18 protein-coding genes are annotated in these 15,611 nt (G+C 69.8%); 9 read left to right on the forward strand and 9 right to left on the reverse strand.

The features are described 5' to 3' along the window. The first annotated feature begins 387 nt into the window (after nucleotides 1-387). Nucleotides 388-1,743, forward strand: a complete 1,356-nt coding sequence (locus tag B2742_RS00225) for a M23 family metallopeptidase (protein ID WP_292061628.1) — start codon at nucleotides 388-390, stop codon at nucleotides 1,741-1,743. A gap of 9 nt (nucleotides 1,744-1,752) precedes the next feature. Here B2742_RS00225 and B2742_RS00230 read toward each other — a convergent pair whose 3' ends face one another. After that, complete coding sequence (locus B2742_RS00230) at nucleotides 1,753-2,400, reverse strand: glutathione S-transferase family protein (protein WP_292061630.1); 648 nt, start codon at nucleotides 2,398-2,400, stop codon at nucleotides 1,753-1,755. Nucleotides 2,401-2,446: 46 nt separating this feature from the next. On the opposite strand from B2742_RS00230, the gene B2742_RS00235 reads away from it, so the two are divergent. After that, on the forward strand, nucleotides 2,447-3,334 hold the full coding sequence (locus B2742_RS00235; RefSeq protein WP_292061631.1) for an alpha/beta fold hydrolase: 888 nt from the start codon (nucleotides 2,447-2,449) through the stop codon (nucleotides 3,332-3,334). A 3-nt stretch (nucleotides 3,335-3,337) separates the two neighbouring features. On the opposite strand, the gene maiA is transcribed toward B2742_RS00235, so the two are convergent. Together maiA and B2742_RS00245 are read right to left on the reverse strand one after the other, a co-directional pair. After that, nucleotides 3,338-3,970: a maleylacetoacetate isomerase gene (gene maiA, locus B2742_RS00240; protein ID WP_292061633.1), complete on the reverse strand. Its 633-nt coding sequence runs from the start codon at nucleotides 3,968-3,970 to the stop codon at nucleotides 3,338-3,340. Then, nucleotides 3,967-4,620, reverse strand: a complete 654-nt coding sequence (locus B2742_RS00245) for a fumarylacetoacetate hydrolase family protein (protein ID WP_292061635.1) — start codon at nucleotides 4,618-4,620, stop codon at nucleotides 3,967-3,969. Before B2742_RS00245 ends, maiA begins: the two co-directional genes overlap by 4 nt. Nucleotides 4,621-4,756: 136 nt before the next feature. Between B2742_RS00245 and B2742_RS00250 the strand changes: the two genes are divergently transcribed. The 3 genes from B2742_RS00250 to B2742_RS00260 all read left to right on the forward strand — a co-directional run bounded on the left by B2742_RS00250 (nucleotide 4,757) and on the right by B2742_RS00260 (nucleotide 5,802). Beyond that, entirely contained in the window at nucleotides 4,757-5,137 is a 381-nt protein-coding gene (locus B2742_RS00250; protein ID WP_292061636.1) for a glycine zipper domain-containing protein, read from the forward strand. Nucleotides 5,138-5,151: 14 nt separating this feature from the next. Further along, nucleotides 5,152-5,547 carry a hypothetical protein gene (locus tag B2742_RS00255; protein ID WP_292061637.1) on the forward strand — a complete coding sequence of 132 codons (396 nt, stop codon included), beginning with the start codon at nucleotides 5,152-5,154 and terminating at the stop codon, nucleotides 5,545-5,547. 90 nt (nucleotides 5,548-5,637) lie between these two features. Continuing rightward, on the forward strand, nucleotides 5,638-5,802 hold the full coding sequence (locus tag B2742_RS00260) for a DUF1328 family protein (RefSeq protein WP_292061638.1): 165 nt from the start codon (nucleotides 5,638-5,640) through the stop codon (nucleotides 5,800-5,802). A gap of 36 nt (nucleotides 5,803-5,838) precedes the next feature. Here B2742_RS00260 and B2742_RS00265 read toward each other — a convergent pair whose 3' ends face one another. Genes B2742_RS00265 through B2742_RS00275 form a run of 3 tightly spaced genes read right to left on the reverse strand, consistent with a single transcriptional unit; the run spans nucleotide 5,839 to nucleotide 8,058 of the window. Beyond that, entirely contained in the window at nucleotides 5,839-6,690 is an 852-nt protein-coding gene (locus tag B2742_RS00265) for a metallophosphoesterase family protein (RefSeq protein ID WP_292061639.1), read from the reverse strand. After that, nucleotides 6,690-7,661 (reverse strand): diacylglycerol/lipid kinase family protein, encoded by a 972-nt coding sequence (locus B2742_RS00270; RefSeq protein ID WP_292061642.1) that lies wholly within the window; start codon nucleotides 7,659-7,661, stop codon nucleotides 6,690-6,692. The genes B2742_RS00265 and B2742_RS00270 overlap by 1 nt, the downstream gene beginning before the upstream one ends. A 55-nt stretch (nucleotides 7,662-7,716) precedes the next feature. Further along, on the reverse strand, nucleotides 7,717-8,058 hold the full coding sequence (locus B2742_RS00275; RefSeq protein ID WP_292061643.1) for a hypothetical protein: 342 nt from the start codon (nucleotides 8,056-8,058) through the stop codon (nucleotides 7,717-7,719). Between the two features lie 159 nt (nucleotides 8,059-8,217). On the opposite strand from B2742_RS00275, the gene B2742_RS00280 reads away from it, so the two are divergent. The 3 genes from B2742_RS00280 (at nucleotide 8,218) to B2742_RS00290 (ending at nucleotide 11,375) form a co-directional block, all read left to right on the forward strand. Beyond that, a complete protein-coding gene (locus B2742_RS00280; RefSeq protein ID WP_292061644.1) occupies nucleotides 8,218-8,559 on the forward strand; it encodes a YMGG-like glycine zipper-containing protein in 342 nt (113 codons plus the stop codon). A 96-nt stretch (nucleotides 8,560-8,655) separates the two neighbouring features. Further along, nucleotides 8,656-9,108: an OmpA family protein gene (locus B2742_RS00285; RefSeq protein ID WP_292061645.1), complete on the forward strand. Its 453-nt coding sequence runs from the start codon at nucleotides 8,656-8,658 to the stop codon at nucleotides 9,106-9,108. 83 nt (nucleotides 9,109-9,191) lie between these two features. Continuing rightward, nucleotides 9,192-11,375 (forward strand): protein-disulfide reductase DsbD family protein, encoded by a 2,184-nt coding sequence (locus B2742_RS00290; protein ID WP_349681107.1) that lies wholly within the window; start codon nucleotides 9,192-9,194, stop codon nucleotides 11,373-11,375. Nucleotides 11,376-11,573: 198 nt separating this feature from the next. Here B2742_RS00290 and B2742_RS00295 read toward each other — a convergent pair whose 3' ends face one another. The 3 genes from B2742_RS00295 to B2742_RS00305 all read right to left on the reverse strand — a co-directional run bounded on the left by B2742_RS00295 (nucleotide 11,574) and on the right by B2742_RS00305 (nucleotide 13,437). Next, nucleotides 11,574-11,927: an endonuclease domain-containing protein gene (locus B2742_RS00295; protein WP_292061647.1), complete on the reverse strand. Its 354-nt coding sequence runs from the start codon at nucleotides 11,925-11,927 to the stop codon at nucleotides 11,574-11,576. A gap of 240 nt (nucleotides 11,928-12,167) precedes the next feature. Continuing rightward, the gene (locus B2742_RS00300) at nucleotides 12,168-12,716 is read right to left on the reverse strand and encodes a hypothetical protein (protein ID WP_292061650.1); all 549 of its coding nucleotides are present in this window, start codon (nucleotides 12,714-12,716) and stop codon (nucleotides 12,168-12,170) included. Nucleotides 12,717-12,960: 244 nt separating this feature from the next. Beyond that, nucleotides 12,961-13,437, reverse strand: a complete 477-nt coding sequence (locus tag B2742_RS00305) for a hypothetical protein (protein WP_292061653.1) — start codon at nucleotides 13,435-13,437, stop codon at nucleotides 12,961-12,963. A gap of 103 nt (nucleotides 13,438-13,540) precedes the next feature. Here B2742_RS00305 and pgi point away from each other — a divergent pair, with 103 nt between their 5' ends. Next, entirely contained in the window at nucleotides 13,541-15,166 is a 1,626-nt protein-coding gene (pgi, locus tag B2742_RS00310; RefSeq protein WP_292061655.1) for a glucose-6-phosphate isomerase, read from the forward strand. The last annotated feature ends 445 nt before the right edge of the window (nucleotides 15,167-15,611 follow it).

A 15,611-nucleotide genomic window follows, 5' to 3' on the forward strand; every position in this document is an offset into this window, starting at 1 on the left:
GTCATATCGGGACGGGCCGACGGGAGGAAAGGGCGATGAGCAATGGAAACATTCCGACCAGCAGTTATATCGTGTCCATGGAAACACAGTTGAGTGGCGCATCGGCCACTTTGAGTGCGGACCGGTTCAGCCCGGCACAACCTGGACCGCGAAGGCGGCGATCGATTGTCAAAACGCGACGAATACACGGCCAAGCCTTGCCGATAGTCTCATGGTTCACGCAAGCTTTACCGATGACTACGGCTCCGGTTAACGGTCTGTAACGAACCGTCTTCCCATGATGGGACGGACGGGCTATAGGGCCTGTCTCGTGCAGGGGGCTGCCTCGGCGCGTTCCTTGCTATAGTAGCTTTGGCGCCGTTCGGCGTCGTCGTTTGTCGGGGACCGATGGCTCAATTCGATCCACGTCGCCAGCCGATGCGCATCGCGCCTCACGCCTTGACGGCGGTGGCGGCGATCTCGGTGGCGCTGCTTGCCGGTCGCGTATACCAGCCTGCGCAAGCGGAAGAGGCTCCGCCTCTGACCCAGTTTCAGATTTCGGCCCTGGCGGACCGGGCGTTTGCGGCCGCGGGCACGCCTGCCGGCCTGACCACGCCGGAAGCCATTCCGGTCCAGATTCGCCGCGGCGAAACCTTCGAACAGGCCGTGCGTCGCACCGGCATCGCCCCGGAAGAGGCCTCGGCCATCGCCGCGACCCTGTCGAACGCCATGGACGTCACGACGATGCGGGTCGGCCAGCGTTTCGAAACCGCCATTTCCAAGCCGCGCGGCGGCCGGGGCGAGCCCCGCCTGATCGGCCTCACCATGCGTACGGGTCCGGCGACCCAGCTGACCGTCTCGCGCAGTTTCGACGGCGCGCTGCGCCTGCGGGCGCTGGAGGAAAAGGTCACGCACGAGACCGTGGTCCTGACCGGCAAGGTTGAAGGATCGCTGTCGCGCACGGCCCGACGCGAAGGCGCGCCGGCCGATGTCGCCCGCGCCGCCGGACGGCTGTTCTCTCACCGGTTCGACATGGAGCGCGACATTCGCGCCAATGACGAGTTCACCTATGTCTTCGGCCGTACGGTCACCGAGAACGGCCGCACCATCGGCACCGACGGCCTGCTGTACGCCGAGCTGAAGGGCGTGGCCTTCTATCGCTTCCAGCCCGCGGGGGCCCGCGAAGCCCAGTATTTCGACGCCACTGGCAAGAACACGCGTTCGGCCATGATGCGCACGCCGCTGGAGCGGGGCTTCCGCGTCTCATCGTCGTTCGGCTTCCGTCGTCACCCGATCGCCGGCTATCGCAAGATGCACCAGGGCATCGACTTCGCGGCCGGCAGCGGCACGCCGGTCGTGGCGCCGGCGGACGGCGTCGTCGTCGAGGCCCGCCGCTGGGGCGGCTATGGCAACTGGCTGCGCATCCGCCATCCGAACGGCCTCGAGACCGGCTATGGCCACCTGTCCCGTTACGCCTCGGGCATACGCGCTGGACAACGCGTCCGCCAGGGCCAGGTCGTGGCCTATGTGGGCTCGACCGGCGCCTCGACCGGACCGCACCTGCACTATGAAATCTGGCGGCGCGGTCAGCGGATCAATCCGGCGGGCGTGCGGACCACCGAAGGCACGGTTCTGGCCGGGGCCGACCTGACGGCCTTCCGCGCCGAGAAAGCCCGCATCGACCGCATCCGGGCCGCCGGCGGCGAACGCCGTCCGCAGGTCCAGAGCGCTGCCGTCGAAGGTCTGCGCCCCGCCCGGGGCTAGCCCGCCGCCTCAACTCCCCGCATTGGCCGCCGCGATCAGGGCGTCGTCGATCTCGCGCGCGCGGATCGCCGCCGGGCGCTGGAACAGGCGGCCTGCATAGGCCTTGAAGGCGTCGCGGTCGGGCAGGCTCTTGAACTGCAACCCCCAGCCGATCTGGCTGCCCAGATAGACATCCAGCGCACTGAACCGGTCGCCGAGCAGCCAGGGTCCGCCGCTGCTCACCACGGCGTGCTCGAGCGCATCGACCACCTGTTCGAAACTGCCATAGCCCGCCATTCCGGCCTTGTCGGCCGGAGCCAGCAAGCCGAGGGCCTTGGCCGTCACCGCCGCCTCGAGCGGTCCGGCGCCGAAGAACATCCAGCGCAGGTAGGGCCCACGCGCCGGGTCGTCGAACGCCGGGGCCAGGCCGGCCTCGGGAAAGGCGTCGGCCAGCCAGGCGCAGATGGCGGCGCATTCGGTCACCGTCACGCCGCGATGGCTGACGGCCGGCACCTTGCCCATGGGGTTGATGGCCAGATATTCCGGCGACTTCATCGTTGTGCCGTATTCCAGCACGACCGTGCGGTACGGTTGGCCGACCTCCTCCAGCATCCAGCGCACGATCCGGCCGCGCGACATGGGGTTGGTGTAGAAGACGATCTCGTCGGACTGGCTCATCGTGCTCTCCCTCGCGTTGCGGCGCGAACGCTAACCTGAAGACGGCATGGAACAAAGGCGAAACATTCTGAAGGGGCTGGCTGGCGCCGCCGTGCTGTGGAGCGCCGGCGCCGCCCGGGCGCAGACGGGCTTCAGCTCGCGACGGATCACGGTGACGGCGCGCGGGCAGGGTCCCGACGTGATCCTGATCCCCGGCTTGGCCTCGACCGCCGAAGTGTGGCGCGGCGCGGCGGACCGCCTGGCCGGACGCCGTCGGCTGCATCTGGTCTCGGTGCGCGGCTTCGGCGACCTGGCGCCGCAGGACAACGCCAGCGGGGCGGTGATGGCGGCGGCGGCCCAGGAGGTTCGCCGCTATATCAACGCACATCGGCTGGACCAGCCCGCGATCATCGGCCACTCGATGGGCGGTCAGATCGGCCTCCGCGTGGCGGCGGACGCCGGACGGCGGGTCGGGCGCGTCATGGTGGTCGATTCCTCGCCCTTCTTCCCCGCCCTGATCAGCCCCCGGGCGACCGTCGGCGATGTCGAGCCGATCGCCCAGCTGGCCTACCAGGCGATCCAGTTCCTCGGCGACGAGGCGCTGCGCATGCGCGGGCGCGAGATGGGACTGGAACTGGGCGGGGCGACGGATGCCGTGTTCGGGACCATGGGCTGGCAGGGCGGCGACCGCCGCGTACTGGCCCAGGCGCTGTACGAGGTGATGACGGTCGATCTGCGCCGGCGCCTGCCCGACATCACCGCGCCGGTGACCGTGGTCTATGGCTGGAGCGCGGACCAGACGTCGCCGCGCAGCCGCACGGACAGCCTGTTCCGCGGGGCCTATGCGCGACTGCGAACACCGGCGACCTTCGAGCGGATCGAGGGCGCCGAGCATATGGTGATGATCGACCAGCCGTCGCGCTTCATGGCGGCGGTGGAGCGCTTCCTCGGCTGACCGTCAGTCGGCGTCGGGTTGGGCGTCCGGATGGGCGGCGATGAAGGCGGAGTGATGTGCGGCCCTGGCGTCGATGGCCAGCAGCCGGGGATAGGCATCGAGAGGAACGTTGAACCGGCGCGCCGAATAGATCTGCGGGATCAGGTAGCAGTCGGCCAGGGTCGGGGCGGCGCCGAAGCTCCAGCCGGCGCCATGGCGTGCGACCTGGGCTTCGAGGGCCTCAAAACCGGGGACAATCCACCGCGCGGCCCAGGCGTCGACGGCGGCCTGGTCGGCGCCGAAGGTTTCGCGAAGGGCCTTGCCGACGCGCAGATTGTTCAACGGATGGATGTCGCAGCCGATCAGGGCGGCCATGGCCCGCACATGGGCGCGGTCAACCGGTCCGGCCGGCAGCAGGGCCGGTTCAGGGTGGGTCTCCTCCAGCCATTCGAGAATGGCGGGGCTCTGGGTCAGGACCGCGCCGTCGACCTCAAGCGCCGGCACCATGCCCTGGGGGTTCAGGGCGACGAAGGCCTCGGACCGCTGCGCGCCGGTCCGTAGATCGACGCCCTGCTGATCATAGGCCAGCCCCTTGAGCGCGAGGGCGATGCGGGTGCGGTAGGCCGCGCCGGAACGCCAGTAGCCATGCAGGATCATCGCGGCCTCACAGTAAAGCTCAGAGGTTGCAGCCCGCCGATGGTCGCCTCGACCTCATCGCCGGGCTGGAGCGGGCCGACGCCCTCGGGGGTGCCGGTGAAGATCAGATCGCCGGGACGGACGTCCCACAGCTCGCGCGCCTTGGCGAGGATCTCCTCCGGGTTCCAGACCATGTCGTCGAGGCGGCCGGACTGACGGATTTCGCCGTTGACCGACAGGGCGATGAGGGCGGCGGCGTCCGGCAAGGCGCCGAGGGTGATGGCGCCGCAGGGCGCGGAGTGGTCGAAGCCCTTGGCGGCGTCCCAGGGACGACCCTTGTCCTTCGCCGCAGCCTGGAGGTCGCGCCGGGTGAGGTCGCAGCCGACAGCCCAGCCCGTGATCGTCCCGTCCGCGCCCACGGCGCAGACCAGTTCGACCTCATGGTGCAGATTGGCGGTCGCGGTGGGGAACACGGGATCGGCTCCGTCCGCGACCACCGCATCGGCGGGCTTGGTGAAGAAAAAGGGTTCGGCGCGGGCGTGACCCATCTCGCGCGCATGGGCGGCGTAGTTCTGCCCGACACAGAGGATGCGGCGAACCGGAAAACGGTCACTTCGCCCGACAACCGGCAGCGAGACGGTGGGCGCGGGTGGAAACAGCCAGTCGGTCATCCGCCCTGTCTATTCCCGGATGCGGCGCTTCGCCACCGGATGGTGATGTTGCAATGCGGGAACCGCCACCGGACAGTGGCGTTCCGGCTCAGGGTTCTCTATCTAACCGTCAAGCTTGACGAACGGAGCGCGCATCATGGCGACGACCAAGGCAGCACGGGCGACCGTGAAGAACGACATCAACACGCTCAAGGATGACCTGAAGGTCCTGGGCGCCGAAGAAAAGGCCCGACTGCGCGAGAAAGCGACGGCGGCGGAAGCCCGCCTGCGCGCCAAGGCCGCCGAGGCCGAGACCCGGTTGCGCGAAGAAGCCGACGTCCTGCGCGAGCGGGCCCGCGGCTACTACGACACCGCCCGGGTGCGCGGTCAGGAGTATTACGACGAGGCCAGCGAACGCTTCGACGAGGCGCAACGCTATCTGGTCGAGCGGGTGCAGGAGCGTCCGATGCAGTCGACCGCCATCGCCCTCGGCGTCGGCGTCGTCCTGGGTCTGTTGCTCGCCGGTCGTCGGCGCTGATGTTCGGCGGGGGCATGGCCCGGGATCTGGTCAGGAAGGCCGTCGCGGCCTCGATCGCGGCGGGCGCCGCCCTTGTCGCCATCCTGGCGCTGGGGGCGACCATTTTCTACGCCCTGCAACTGGTCGTCGTTCCTCTCGCCGCCGCGGCGATCACCTTCCTGCTCTTCGCAGTGATCGCTCTGGCAGTGGCCCTGATCTTCGTCGCCCGCGGGGATGCGCAGGACGAGGACGAGGATGAAGATTCGGCGGGTCTGGGCCATCGCGCCTACACGCTGTTCCGGCAGCGGCCTATCCTCGGCACTGTGGCCGCGCTCGCCGGCGGCTGGATATTCCTGCGGAATCCGGCCCTCGCGACCATGGTCGCCGCCGCCTTCACCGAAAAATCCCATGGAAGACGCCGGAGCCGCTGAGGCGGAACGGCTACGCCTTCGGAACGTTGATCGGTCAGGCGCGGCACCGAGCCGCTCCGTCCTCAATCAACCGCTCTGGAAGGAACGCTCATGCTTCGCTGGGCCGTCATTTTTCTCGTACTCGCCCTGGTCGCGGGCGCCCTCGGCGCCGGTGGCGTCGCCGGTCTGTCGATGAACATCGCCTACGTCCTGTTCGTCGTCTTCCTCATCCTGATGGTGGTGCACTTCTTCACTGGTCGAGGTCGGCGGCTCTGACACCAGGCTGAATGAGCATCGAAGGGCCGCGGTCGATCAGACCGCGGCCTTTTCCATTTGGCCCGCCGCGTTGGGATCCGGCGCGGTGGCTGTGCGGCGCGTGTCCTGACGACGCGGCAACCGCCAAGTCTGGTCGGGCTCGAAACGATCACCGGTCCAGGCCATAGCGGTCACCGTGATGTGACGCGCGTCCCAGTCGATCTGGTTGAAGCTGGGCGGGGCCCCGCGCTCCCGATGCGACAGCGTCCCGCAGCCCACCGCATATGAGCAATGGTCGCCCAGGCTGATCGGCAGGGCGAAGGGGACATGGACGTGGCCCGTCGTGATCAGATCGACCCCCGCCTCGGCGAAGATCAGGGCCGCCGCCTCGCCGCGCTTGACGTCGCCGGTCATGGGCGTGCCGATCATCTCAACCAGCGGATGGTGACAGGCCAGCACCCGTAAGGCTCCGACCGGCGCTTGGCGCAGGGCCTCGGCGGCCTTGCGCGTCTGATCCAGGTCGATGACGCCTTTTGACCAGTTGGCCCGCGCCTGCATTCCGCGCGCGGTGACGACACCGCGGACCATCAGGTGGGGGCTGAGGAACTGGTGGTCGTGGGCCGGATGGCCGGTGGCCCGTTCGAAGGCCTTCCACGGGCTGAATATCCGGGCGAACAGGCTCCAGTAGGGGACGTCGTGATTGCCGACGATGACAAAACGTGGGTCAGGCATGCCGGCAATCCAGCGCCCCGCGGCCTCGAACTCGTCGGGCAGGCCTTGTTGGGTGATGTCGCCGGTGATCAGGACCAGGTCGTGGGCCGTGGCGTGGGCGTAGTCGAGCGCCGCCGCGCAGGCGTGTCGATGCTCACAGCCGAAGTGGATATCGGAAAACTGGAGAATGCGCCCCACTAGACGCTGTCCTCCGCGGTCGGCGGATTGGGCGCAAGGGCGCGGAAAGCGGTCCGGATGAAGCGAACCTTGGCCTCGTGACGCAGCAGGGCCGGCTCGCCGTCGATGACGGCCGGAATGCGGGACCGTGCGCGGACCGTCGCCTGCTGGATGGCCTTGGTGGTCACCGCCGGGTCCTGGCGCCAATCGTCGAACACGGCGTGGGCGGCGAGGCGAAAGGCCTGGAGGGCGTCGGCGGGATTCATCGCGGCGGCCTCCAGCCCGGTATGCTCGTCCATCGCCTTTGAGATCATTGGACTGATCAGGACAAGCGCCTCGGCGCGGCGATCGGGGCGGCCGTCGAGGGAAAATCGCATCCGGCCTGTAAACGCCCGTTTGAGCGCCCGGCGACCGTAGGCCCAGGCCAGGCCGAGCTTGCCTTCGCGCACAGCCTCGCGGGCGGGAGCCCAAAGCGCGGGCGACCCCAGGATTGCGGCGCAGTAGAAGGCTTGACGGAACCGGCCGTCGGTGACCTCGCCGCCGGCGACGGATTGCGGTGCCCCCTCCTCAAGCGCCCGCCTCAGCGCGATCTTCCAGTCGGCCGTGCCATAAAGCGCCCGGGGCAACATGTTCATGGTTCCGCCCGGGAGGGGCGCGATCAGCGGCCCGTCGGGTCCCGCGCGCGAGGCGATGGTTCCGGCCGTGCCGTCTCCCGCCAGCACGAACAGCACGTCCGGGCGGGCGTCGAGGGCTGCCTGGACCTGGGCGTCGAACTGCCCGCCATCCAGCGCCACGATCGTGGTTTCGCAGGCATAGTCCGCCAGGATGGCCGCTGCCTCGTCCGCTGCATTGGGCCCAACGCCGCCGGCCAGCGGATTGACCAGCATGATGACCCGGTCCAGCGAGAGGTGCGGGGTCAGCGTGCGCGGCTCAGCGGTCGGGTTTTCAACCATGGCCGAGGCGTCGGTCGCCGGCGTCAGCGTGTCTGTCATGTCGCCCGAACGTCCCGACCGGAGCGATGTTCCGGTCGGTCGCGCTCAAGCGTCGCTATTGTTTCTTCATCTCGTCCGAAGCCGCGGCGGCTCCGGCCTGGGCTGCATCGCCGGCCTTCTCAGCGGCGGCGCCAGCGGCGTCCGCAGCCTCGTCGGCGACCCGCGGCGCCTCGCCCTTGACCGTGGAGACGCCCTTGGCGATCCAGCCGTCCATCATCGCGCCGCCTTCAGCCAGCGACTGTTCCTTGATGCCCAGCACGGCAGTCAGGACGCCGAACAGCGCCAGCAGGGTGACAATGACGCCCACCAGCGGATTGCCCGAGCGACGCTTGGACCTCGCCCATACCGGGCTGTGCTCACCATCATCCGCCATGCGGACCGGTTCAGAAAAACGCATACGAAACCCCCGTCTTAACCCAGAACATCGAAGCCGCACCCTCCGTGCGACGCCGATCGAAGCCTAATGCAGGCTTAACCTCGATCATAGCGCGGGAACCGCCACGCTTATCCAGCGTTCTCACCCGTGGGGCGAACCCGAGGGATGAAGGACATACCCATGAACAAGGCAATCATCGCGATCGCCGGAGCTGGCCTGCTGGTCAGCGCCTGCGCAACGGATCAGTACGGCAACACGAACGAAACGGTACGTCAGGGCGCTGTCGGCGCGGGCATCGGCGCGGTCGCCGGGGCCATCATCGGCAATAACGTCGGCGACGGCAACGCCGGTCGCGGCGCAGCCATCGGCGCCGTCGTAGGCGGCGTGGCCGGCGCGGTCCGCGGTTCGCAACAGGACCGGGCCAACCAGCAGCGGTATCGGGACAGCCAGAACCGCTACTACTACTGCTACGACGGCCGTCAGGACGAATGCTACTGGGAGAACGGTCAGCGGCGCTACTAGGCGTTGCTGGTCCGGTGAGAGTTCAGGGCGGTTCGTCGAGAGGCGGGCCGCCCTTTTCACGAGTCGCCCGTGCCGGGCGGGATCAAGGGGTTGGACATGAAGCGATGGATCGGCGTGGCGGCGCTCGTCGGCGTGGTGGGAGTGTCGGGGTGCGAAGCGACGCGCTTCATGGACCGCAGCGCGGTGGTGACCGAGCCGTCGCCCTGCACCGCCAAACGGTTCGAGGTCTATTTCGCGGACAGCGAGGCGCGGCTGACGGAGCCGGCGCGGCAGGCGATCGGCCTGACCGCCGCCCAGCTGCAGGGCTGCGACATCCGCAAGGTGCAGGTCATGGGCCTGTCCGACGCGCGCGGCGGGGCGACCGCGAACCAGAGCCTGTCCGAGCGGCGGGCCCTGGCGGTGGCCGAGGCCCTGACCGCCGCGGGCTGGCCCGCGCCGGTGTTCGACCTCGACGCGGTCGGGGATGAAGGGGCCGTGGACAGCAGCGGCGTGCGCGAGCCGATGCGGCGGCGCACCGAAGTGCTGATCGACGCGGTCCCGCGCCGCTAGGCGCGACGCCGCGACGCTTTACAAGGCGGTGACGGCGGGCGGTCCGGGCGGCTAAGGTCGCCGCGACCGTTCCCGGAGGCCTCGTGATCCGTTTCGCCCGACTGATGATCCTGCTGGCGGCCTGCTTCTGGCCGGCCCAGACGCTGGCCCAGGTCACGTCGGTCGCCGCCGGACCCCAGCGCACCGAGCGGATCGAGGCCGAACTGGTCCCCCTGTCGGCCTGGGCCGCGCCGGGCTCGACCGCCGTGGTGGCGGTGAAACAGACCATCCAGCCGGGCTGGCATACCTATTGGCGCAATCCGGGCGACTCCGGCGGGGCCACGACCCTGACCTGGACCCTGCCCGGGGGCGTCCGCGCCGGCGACATCGTCTGGCCGGTGCCCGAGCGGCAGCGCCTCTCCACCCTGATGAACTACGGCTATTCCGGCGAGGTCTGGCTGCCGGTTCCCATCGAGATCCCGGCCTCGGCGCGCGCGGGCACGACGCTGCCTCTGACGGTCAAGGCCAGCTTCTTCGTGTGCAGCGCCGAGATGTGCGTGCCCGAGGACCTGACCCTGAGGCTGGACCTGCCGATCCGCGAGGGCGCCGCGCCGCTGGATCGGCGCCACGGGGCGGCGATCACGGCGGTGCTGGAGAACGCGCCGCGGCCGGCGGGGATCGAGGCGCGCATCGCGGTCGAGGACGGCGTCCTGATCCTGAGCGCCGCGGGCGGGCCGCTGGCCGGGCGCGATCCGGGGCCGAGCTATTTCTTCCCCTTTGAGGGCGGGGTCATCGACCATCCGACCGCCCAGACCGGCGAGTGGGGACCGCAGGGGCTGACACTGCGCCTCCAGCCGGGCGGCGAGACCCGGGCGACGGGCCTGTCGGGACCCGTCGGCGGAATTCTGGTCACGGCCGACGGCGCCTTCGAGATCCGCGCCGACCCAGGCGCGGCGCTGGCGGGAACCGCCGGCTCGGGCGCCCTCGCCGCAGCGCCCGACGGCGGCGCGAGCGCCCCGGCCGCCGACCAGACCAGCCTGCCGCTCTTCGCCCAGGCCCTCCTGTTCGCGATCCTCGGCGGGTTGATCCTGAACCTGATGCCCTGCGTCTTCCCCATACTGGCGATGAAGGCGGCCTCGCTGGCGGCCTCGGCCCATGACGTGCGCCACGCCCGGCGCGACGGACTGGCCTTCCTGGCGGGGGTGCTGACGACCTTCCTGCTGCTGGCCGGCGTGCTGCTGGCGCTGCGGGCCGCCGGCGAGGCGGTGGGCTGGGGCTTCCAGCTGCAGTCGCCGCCGGTCATGGCGGGGCTGGCCCTGCTGATGCTGGCCGTGGCGCTGAACCTGTCCGGCGTCTTCCATGTCGGCGGCGGCTTGCAGGGGGTCGGATCCGGGCCTCTGGCGCGCCTGCCCGGCGGGATCGGCGCCTTCTTCACCGGGGCGCTGGCGGTGATCGTGGCCGCGCCCTGCACGGCGCCCTTCATGGCCTTCGCCCTGGGGGCGGCGCTGGTCATGCCCTGGCCCATGGCCTTGCTGGTCTTCCTCGGCCTCGGCCTCGGCCTGGCCCTGCCCTTTGTCGTGGTCAGCCTGACGCCCGGCCTGCTGGCGCGGCTGCCGCGTCCCGGACCGTGGATGGAGCGGCTCAAGGGCCTGCTGGCCTTCCCCATGTATGCGACCGCCCTGTGGCTGGCCTGGGTGTTCAGCCGCCAGACCGGGGCGGAGGCGCTGGGCCTGCTGTTCGGGTCCGGGGTCCTGCTGTCGCTCGGGCTGTGGCTGGTCGGCGGCGCCCAGGCCGAGCGCGGCCTCGGGCGGCGCGGCGTCGTGCATCTGACGGCGGGGGCGATCGCCCTGCTGCTGGCGGCGGCGACGGGATGGCTGGCGGCGGTCATGCCGGCGGAGATCGGCGTGACCGCGCCGGGCGATGGATCGGCGAGCGGGCCGGCAAGCGCCCCCTGGTCGACGGCGGCCGTCGCGGCGGCGCGGGCCGAGGAGCGGCCGGTGCTGGTCAATTTCACCGCCGACTGGTGCGTGACCTGCAAGATCAACGAGCGGACCTCGCTGGGGTCGGCCGGGGTGAAGGCGGCGATGGAGCGCGCCAACGCCGTCTATCTGGTCGGCGACTGGACCCGGCGCGACGACGCCATCACCGCCGAACTGCAGCGCCACGGGCGATCGGGGGTGCCGCTGTATCTGCTGTACGCGCCGGGGGAGGCGGAGCCGCGGGTGCTGCCGCAGTTGCTGACCGAGGGGGTGGTGGTGGAGGCGGTGAGCCGCGCGGGAGAGGGCTAAGAATTGATCCCTCTCCCATTGGGAGAGGGCTTGAGCGCCCGGGAGCGAAGCGATCGGTCGCGCGAAAGGGTGTGGGTCGGGTGGCGGCCTTCGGCGTAAGCCGTGTCGCTGTCAGGAGCGGCGGCTTACGCCGAGGGATAAAGCCGACCCACATCCGGCGCTGCGCGCCACCTTCTCCCAATGGGAGAAGGGTCCGAGTTAGACGCCGAGCTCCCGCGCGTGCTCCCGGATGGCCGTCAGAATGCGCTCCGGCCGGGTGAGAACATCCTCATTGCTGAACCGGAGGACGGTCCAGCCGAGGCTTTCCAGTTCCAGCTGTCTGAGATGGTCTCTCAGAATGACGTCATCCCGGTCGTGAACTCCGCCGTCGATCTCAAGGATCAGCCGGAGCCGGTCGCAGGCGAAGTCGGCGAAGTAGCGGCCGATGGGGTGCTGGCGGCGGAAGCGATGGCCGTCGAGGCGGGCGGCGCGGAGGCGCTGCCACAACCGGCGCTCCGCCAGACCGGCGGTTTGACGTTGATTGCGCGCGAAAGCTGCGCGGCTGCCTGCCATGATGCAAGCATAGATTACTTTAATAACACAGGAAGCCCCTCTCCCTTTGGGAGAGGGCTTGAGCCTCCGGGAGCGAAGCGAGCGGCAAGGCGAAAGGGTGTGGGTCGGGGGGCGGCGGTCGGCGCAAGCCGTGTCGCTGTTCGGAGCGGCGGCTTGCGCCGAAGGATAGAGCCGACCCACATCCGGCCCTTCGGGCCACCTTCTCCCAATGGGAGAAGGGTCCGTTTCAGACCTCCGGTTTCAACACGGCCATCCCTCCGCCGCGCCCGGGGGGAGGCCGGCGTCCTCGCGCCAGGCGGCGCGGTTGGCCTGGAGGGTCGCCTCGTCCAGATACGACAGGGGGTGCAGCCATCCGGATTCGCTCCAGAAGGCGGCGGTCCAGCCGTGTTGGAGCGCCCATTCCCGGTCGCGGGCCGCGGCAGCGGGCGGCAGGGTCTCGGCGCGCCATTCCAGCACGAAGCCGAGGTGCCAGACCGGGACCTGCTCCAGCGGCCCGCCCTGCATCGCCTCGGCCAGTTTGGCGGCCAGGATCCGGGTCTCTTCCAGCTGGTATTCGAACGCGGCCTGTTTGCGTTGCGCGTAGCGGTCCCAGCCCTCCGCCGGCTCCGGATCCGGATCGGCGGTCGGGCGTCGTTTCCAGGCTTCCGACGCCCGACGCCGCCACAGGTTGGCGAGGCCGACGTCGTAGCGCTGGGCCAGCGAGGCCGCGGTCTCGCCCGCCTCCCACGCCCGGCGCACCGCGCGCCAGGTGTCTTCGCACCGGAGTTTTCGGGCGTGTCCCTCGTCCATGGACACAGGATCGGGCGCGGCTGCGTCAGAATCGGTCGTGCCGAATGCTGATCCCTCTCCCTGTGGGAGAGGGCTTGAGCCTCCGAGAGCGAAGCGATCGGCAAGGCGAAAGGGTGTGGGTCGAGTTGCTTCAGTCGGCGTAAGCCGTGTCGCTGTCAGGAGCGGCGGCTTACGCCGAGGGATAACAGCCGACCCACATCCGGCCCTTCGGGCCACCTTCTCCCAAAGGGAGAAGGAATGAGCCCTACACTTCCGGCTGGGGCGGGGCCGTGATGACTTCGACGTTGTCGTTCAGCAGATAGACCAGTTCGTCGAGGGCGACGCGGCGTTCGGCGGTGGAGGCGGCGGCCTCGAGGGCGGCGACCTTGAGCGGAATGTCCTCGGAAATGCCGCGCAGGATGCATTTCAGGTCGTTGTCCGTGCCGCGCTCCTTGAGGATGACGTGGCCCTGCATGTCGAGGGCGGCCAGTTCGGCGGCCCGGGTGCGGAAGCCGGCGAAGTCCGCGCCGCTCGCGAAGCCGGACTGATCGGCGGCGCCGGCCTCGATCCAGCCCTGGACCACGCCCTTGAGCGCGCCGGAGCGGGCGACGATGTCGGCGAACAGGGGCTCGCCCGCCACCGTCACGGGCGCCTCGGCGGCGACCGGCGGCTGGGCCGCGGCCAGGGCCACATTGGGATCGGAGAGCATCAGGGAGATCGCAAGGGCGACGCCGCAGGACATGGCGAACCTCATAGAGTTGGCCGAATCGTGGATTCGGCGTTGATCCGGCTTACGCCCCACCCGTAAACGAGGGTTTACCCCTTTCGATTTTCGAGCTCGCCCGATGACCGCCCGCACCCAGGCCCTCGACATGTTGCGCGCCGTCGCGCGCAAGGACGCCGACGGTCGCATCCTGCATCAGTTCGCGGCCGATCCCGGCCGCATCCAGCGGATGGGGGTCGAGGCGGGGGGCCTGTACCTGGATCTGTCGAAACAGGCGTGGAGCGCCGAGGGGTTCGAGGCCGCCCTGGACCTCGCGCGGACCTGTGACGTCGAGGGACGCCGCAACGCCCTGTTCGGCGGCGAGGCAGTCAACAACACCGAGGGCCGCGCGGTGCTGCACCCGGCGCTGCGGGCCGCGGACGACGCCGATTTCCGCGCCCTGGGCGAACCGGTCTCGGCCGAGGTGGCGGACTCGCGCCGGGCCATGGCCGCCTTCGCCACCGACATCGGTTCGGGGGCCGAGACCGGCGGGACCAAGATGCCGTTCACGGCCATCGTTCACATCGGCATCGGCGGGTCCGACCTGGGGCCGCGGCTGTTGTGGGACGCGCTGCGGCCGCTGGAGCCGATCATCGACCTGCGCTTCGTGGCCAATGTCGATCCGCGCGAGATGGGCGAGGCCCTGGCCGGGCTGGACCCGAGCACGACGCTGGTCGTGGTGGTGTCCAAGACCTTCACGACGCAGGAGACCCTGGCCAACGCCGAACTGGCCAAGGCCTGGCTGGCCGAGAGCCTGTCGCCGAAGCGGATGGTCCATCACCTGATCGGGGTGACGGCCGCGCCGGACAAGGCCGAGGCCTGGGGCTGCGGCCGGACATTCGGCTTCCGCGACTGGGTCGGGGGCCGGTATTCGCTGTGGTCGGCGGTCAGCCTGTCGGTGGCGGTGGCGCTGGGCTGGGATGTGTTCGAGCGGGTGCTGAACGGGGCCCGGGCCATGGACGAGCATTTCCTCGAGGCCGACCTGGAGCGCAACGCCCCGGTGCTGCTGGCCCTGGCCCAGATCTACAATGTCGAAGGGCGCGGACGGCCCGCGCGGACGGTGGCGCCTTATGCCCACGGCCTGCGCCGCCTGCCGGCCTTCCTGCAGCAGCTGGAGATGGAATCGAACGGCAAGGGGGTGAAGCGCGACGGCGCGCCCGTGGACACCGCCACCGGCCCCATCGTCTTCGGCGAGCCGGGCACCAACGGCCAGCACGCCTTCTTCCAGCAGATCCATCAGGGACCCCAGGTGGTGCCCGCCGAGTTCATCGTCGTCGCCCATACTTCGGACGCGGCCATGGACGCGCGTGAGGGGGATGCGCCGCTGTGGTCCAACGCCCTGGCCCAGGCCCAGGCGCTGATGGTCGGCAAGACCGGGGCCGAGGCGCGGGCCGAGCTGATCGCCGCCGGCGCCGATGAGGCCGAGGCGGACCGGCTGGCGCCGCACAAGACCTTCCCGGGCGACCGGCCGTCGACGACCATCCTGATGGACGCCCTGACGCCCGAGGCGGTGGGGGCGCTGATCGCCCTGTATGAGCACAAGACCTTCGTCGAGGGCGTGGTCTGGGACATCAACAGCTTCGACCAGTGGGGGGTGGAGCTAGGCAAGGTGCTGGCGAAGGCGATCCTGGCCGATGTGGCGGCGGGGGAGCCGTCGGAGGGGCTGGATCCGTCGACGGCGGAGTTGCTGAAGCGGTTGATGGTTTAGGGGCGGCGGGGCCCTACGTGACAAGAATGGGACTTTGGCGAGCCAGGCCCGACCCCTACCGCCCTCGACTATGGGTGAAAGTCGGACTGCATGTCGGCCAGCTTGCCCTGACCGCATTCGGTGTTTGGGCAGCTGCCACCGGGGTTTGGGGAAGACCTTGGTACTTGATCTTTCTCTTGCCCCTCGCAGGGGTGTTTGTGCGAGCCATTGTTCTGGAAATACGCAGACCTGGCTGACCTGCCGATTTGTCCCCCGGTCGTCCGCTATGGGTCGAAAGCCGCCCGTTGGTCGGGGCGGTTTGACGCTTATTCCTTCTCCCACTGGGAGAAGGTGGCGCGCAGCGCCGGATGAGGGGCGGCTGGGCCAGTCGGCGTAAGCCTCCGCTCGGGACGGCGACACGGCTTGCGCCGAAGGCCGATGATCGACCCACACCCTTTCGCGCAAG

It is taken from the genome of Brevundimonas sp. UBA7664 (assembly GCF_002483305.1).
Classification (GTDB): Bacteria; Pseudomonadota; Alphaproteobacteria; order Caulobacterales; family Caulobacteraceae; genus Brevundimonas.

Bases quoted from the DNA above. Each gene is read 5' to 3' on its own strand.
- B2742_RS00225 (WP_292061628.1), top strand. From the start codon at position 388: ATGGCTCAATTCGATCCACGTCGCCAGCCGATGCGCATCGCGCCTCAC.
- B2742_RS00230 (WP_292061630.1), bottom strand. From the start codon at position 2,400: ATGAGCCAGTCCGACGAGATCGTCTTCTACACCAACCCCATGTCGCGC.
- B2742_RS00235 (WP_292061631.1), top strand. From the start codon at position 2,447: ATGGAACAAAGGCGAAACATTCTGAAGGGGCTGGCTGGCGCCGCCGTG.
- maiA (WP_292061633.1), bottom strand. From the start codon at position 3,970: ATGATCCTGCATGGCTACTGGCGTTCCGGCGCGGCCTACCGCACCCGC.
- B2742_RS00245 (WP_292061635.1), bottom strand. From the start codon at position 4,620: ATGACCGACTGGCTGTTTCCACCCGCGCCCACCGTCTCGCTGCCGGTT.
- B2742_RS00250 (WP_292061636.1), top strand. From the start codon at position 4,757: ATGGCGACGACCAAGGCAGCACGGGCGACCGTGAAGAACGACATCAAC.
- B2742_RS00255 (WP_292061637.1), top strand. From the start codon at position 5,152: ATGGCCCGGGATCTGGTCAGGAAGGCCGTCGCGGCCTCGATCGCGGCG.
- B2742_RS00260 (WP_292061638.1), top strand. From the start codon at position 5,638: ATGCTTCGCTGGGCCGTCATTTTTCTCGTACTCGCCCTGGTCGCGGGC.
- B2742_RS00270 (WP_292061642.1), bottom strand. From the start codon at position 7,661: ATGACAGACACGCTGACGCCGGCGACCGACGCCTCGGCCATGGTTGAA.
- B2742_RS00275 (WP_292061643.1), bottom strand. From the start codon at position 8,058: ATGCGTTTTTCTGAACCGGTCCGCATGGCGGATGATGGTGAGCACAGC.
- B2742_RS00280 (WP_292061644.1), top strand. From the start codon at position 8,218: ATGAACAAGGCAATCATCGCGATCGCCGGAGCTGGCCTGCTGGTCAGC.
- B2742_RS00285 (WP_292061645.1), top strand. From the start codon at position 8,656: ATGAAGCGATGGATCGGCGTGGCGGCGCTCGTCGGCGTGGTGGGAGTG.
- B2742_RS00295 (WP_292061647.1), bottom strand. From the start codon at position 11,927: ATGGCAGGCAGCCGCGCAGCTTTCGCGCGCAATCAACGTCAAACCGCC.
- B2742_RS00300 (WP_292061650.1), bottom strand. From the start codon at position 12,716: ATGGACGAGGGACACGCCCGAAAACTCCGGTGCGAAGACACCTGGCGC.
- B2742_RS00305 (WP_292061653.1), bottom strand. From the start codon at position 13,437: ATGTCCTGCGGCGTCGCCCTTGCGATCTCCCTGATGCTCTCCGATCCC.
- pgi (WP_292061655.1), top strand. From the start codon at position 13,541: ATGACCGCCCGCACCCAGGCCCTCGACATGTTGCGCGCCGTCGCGCGC.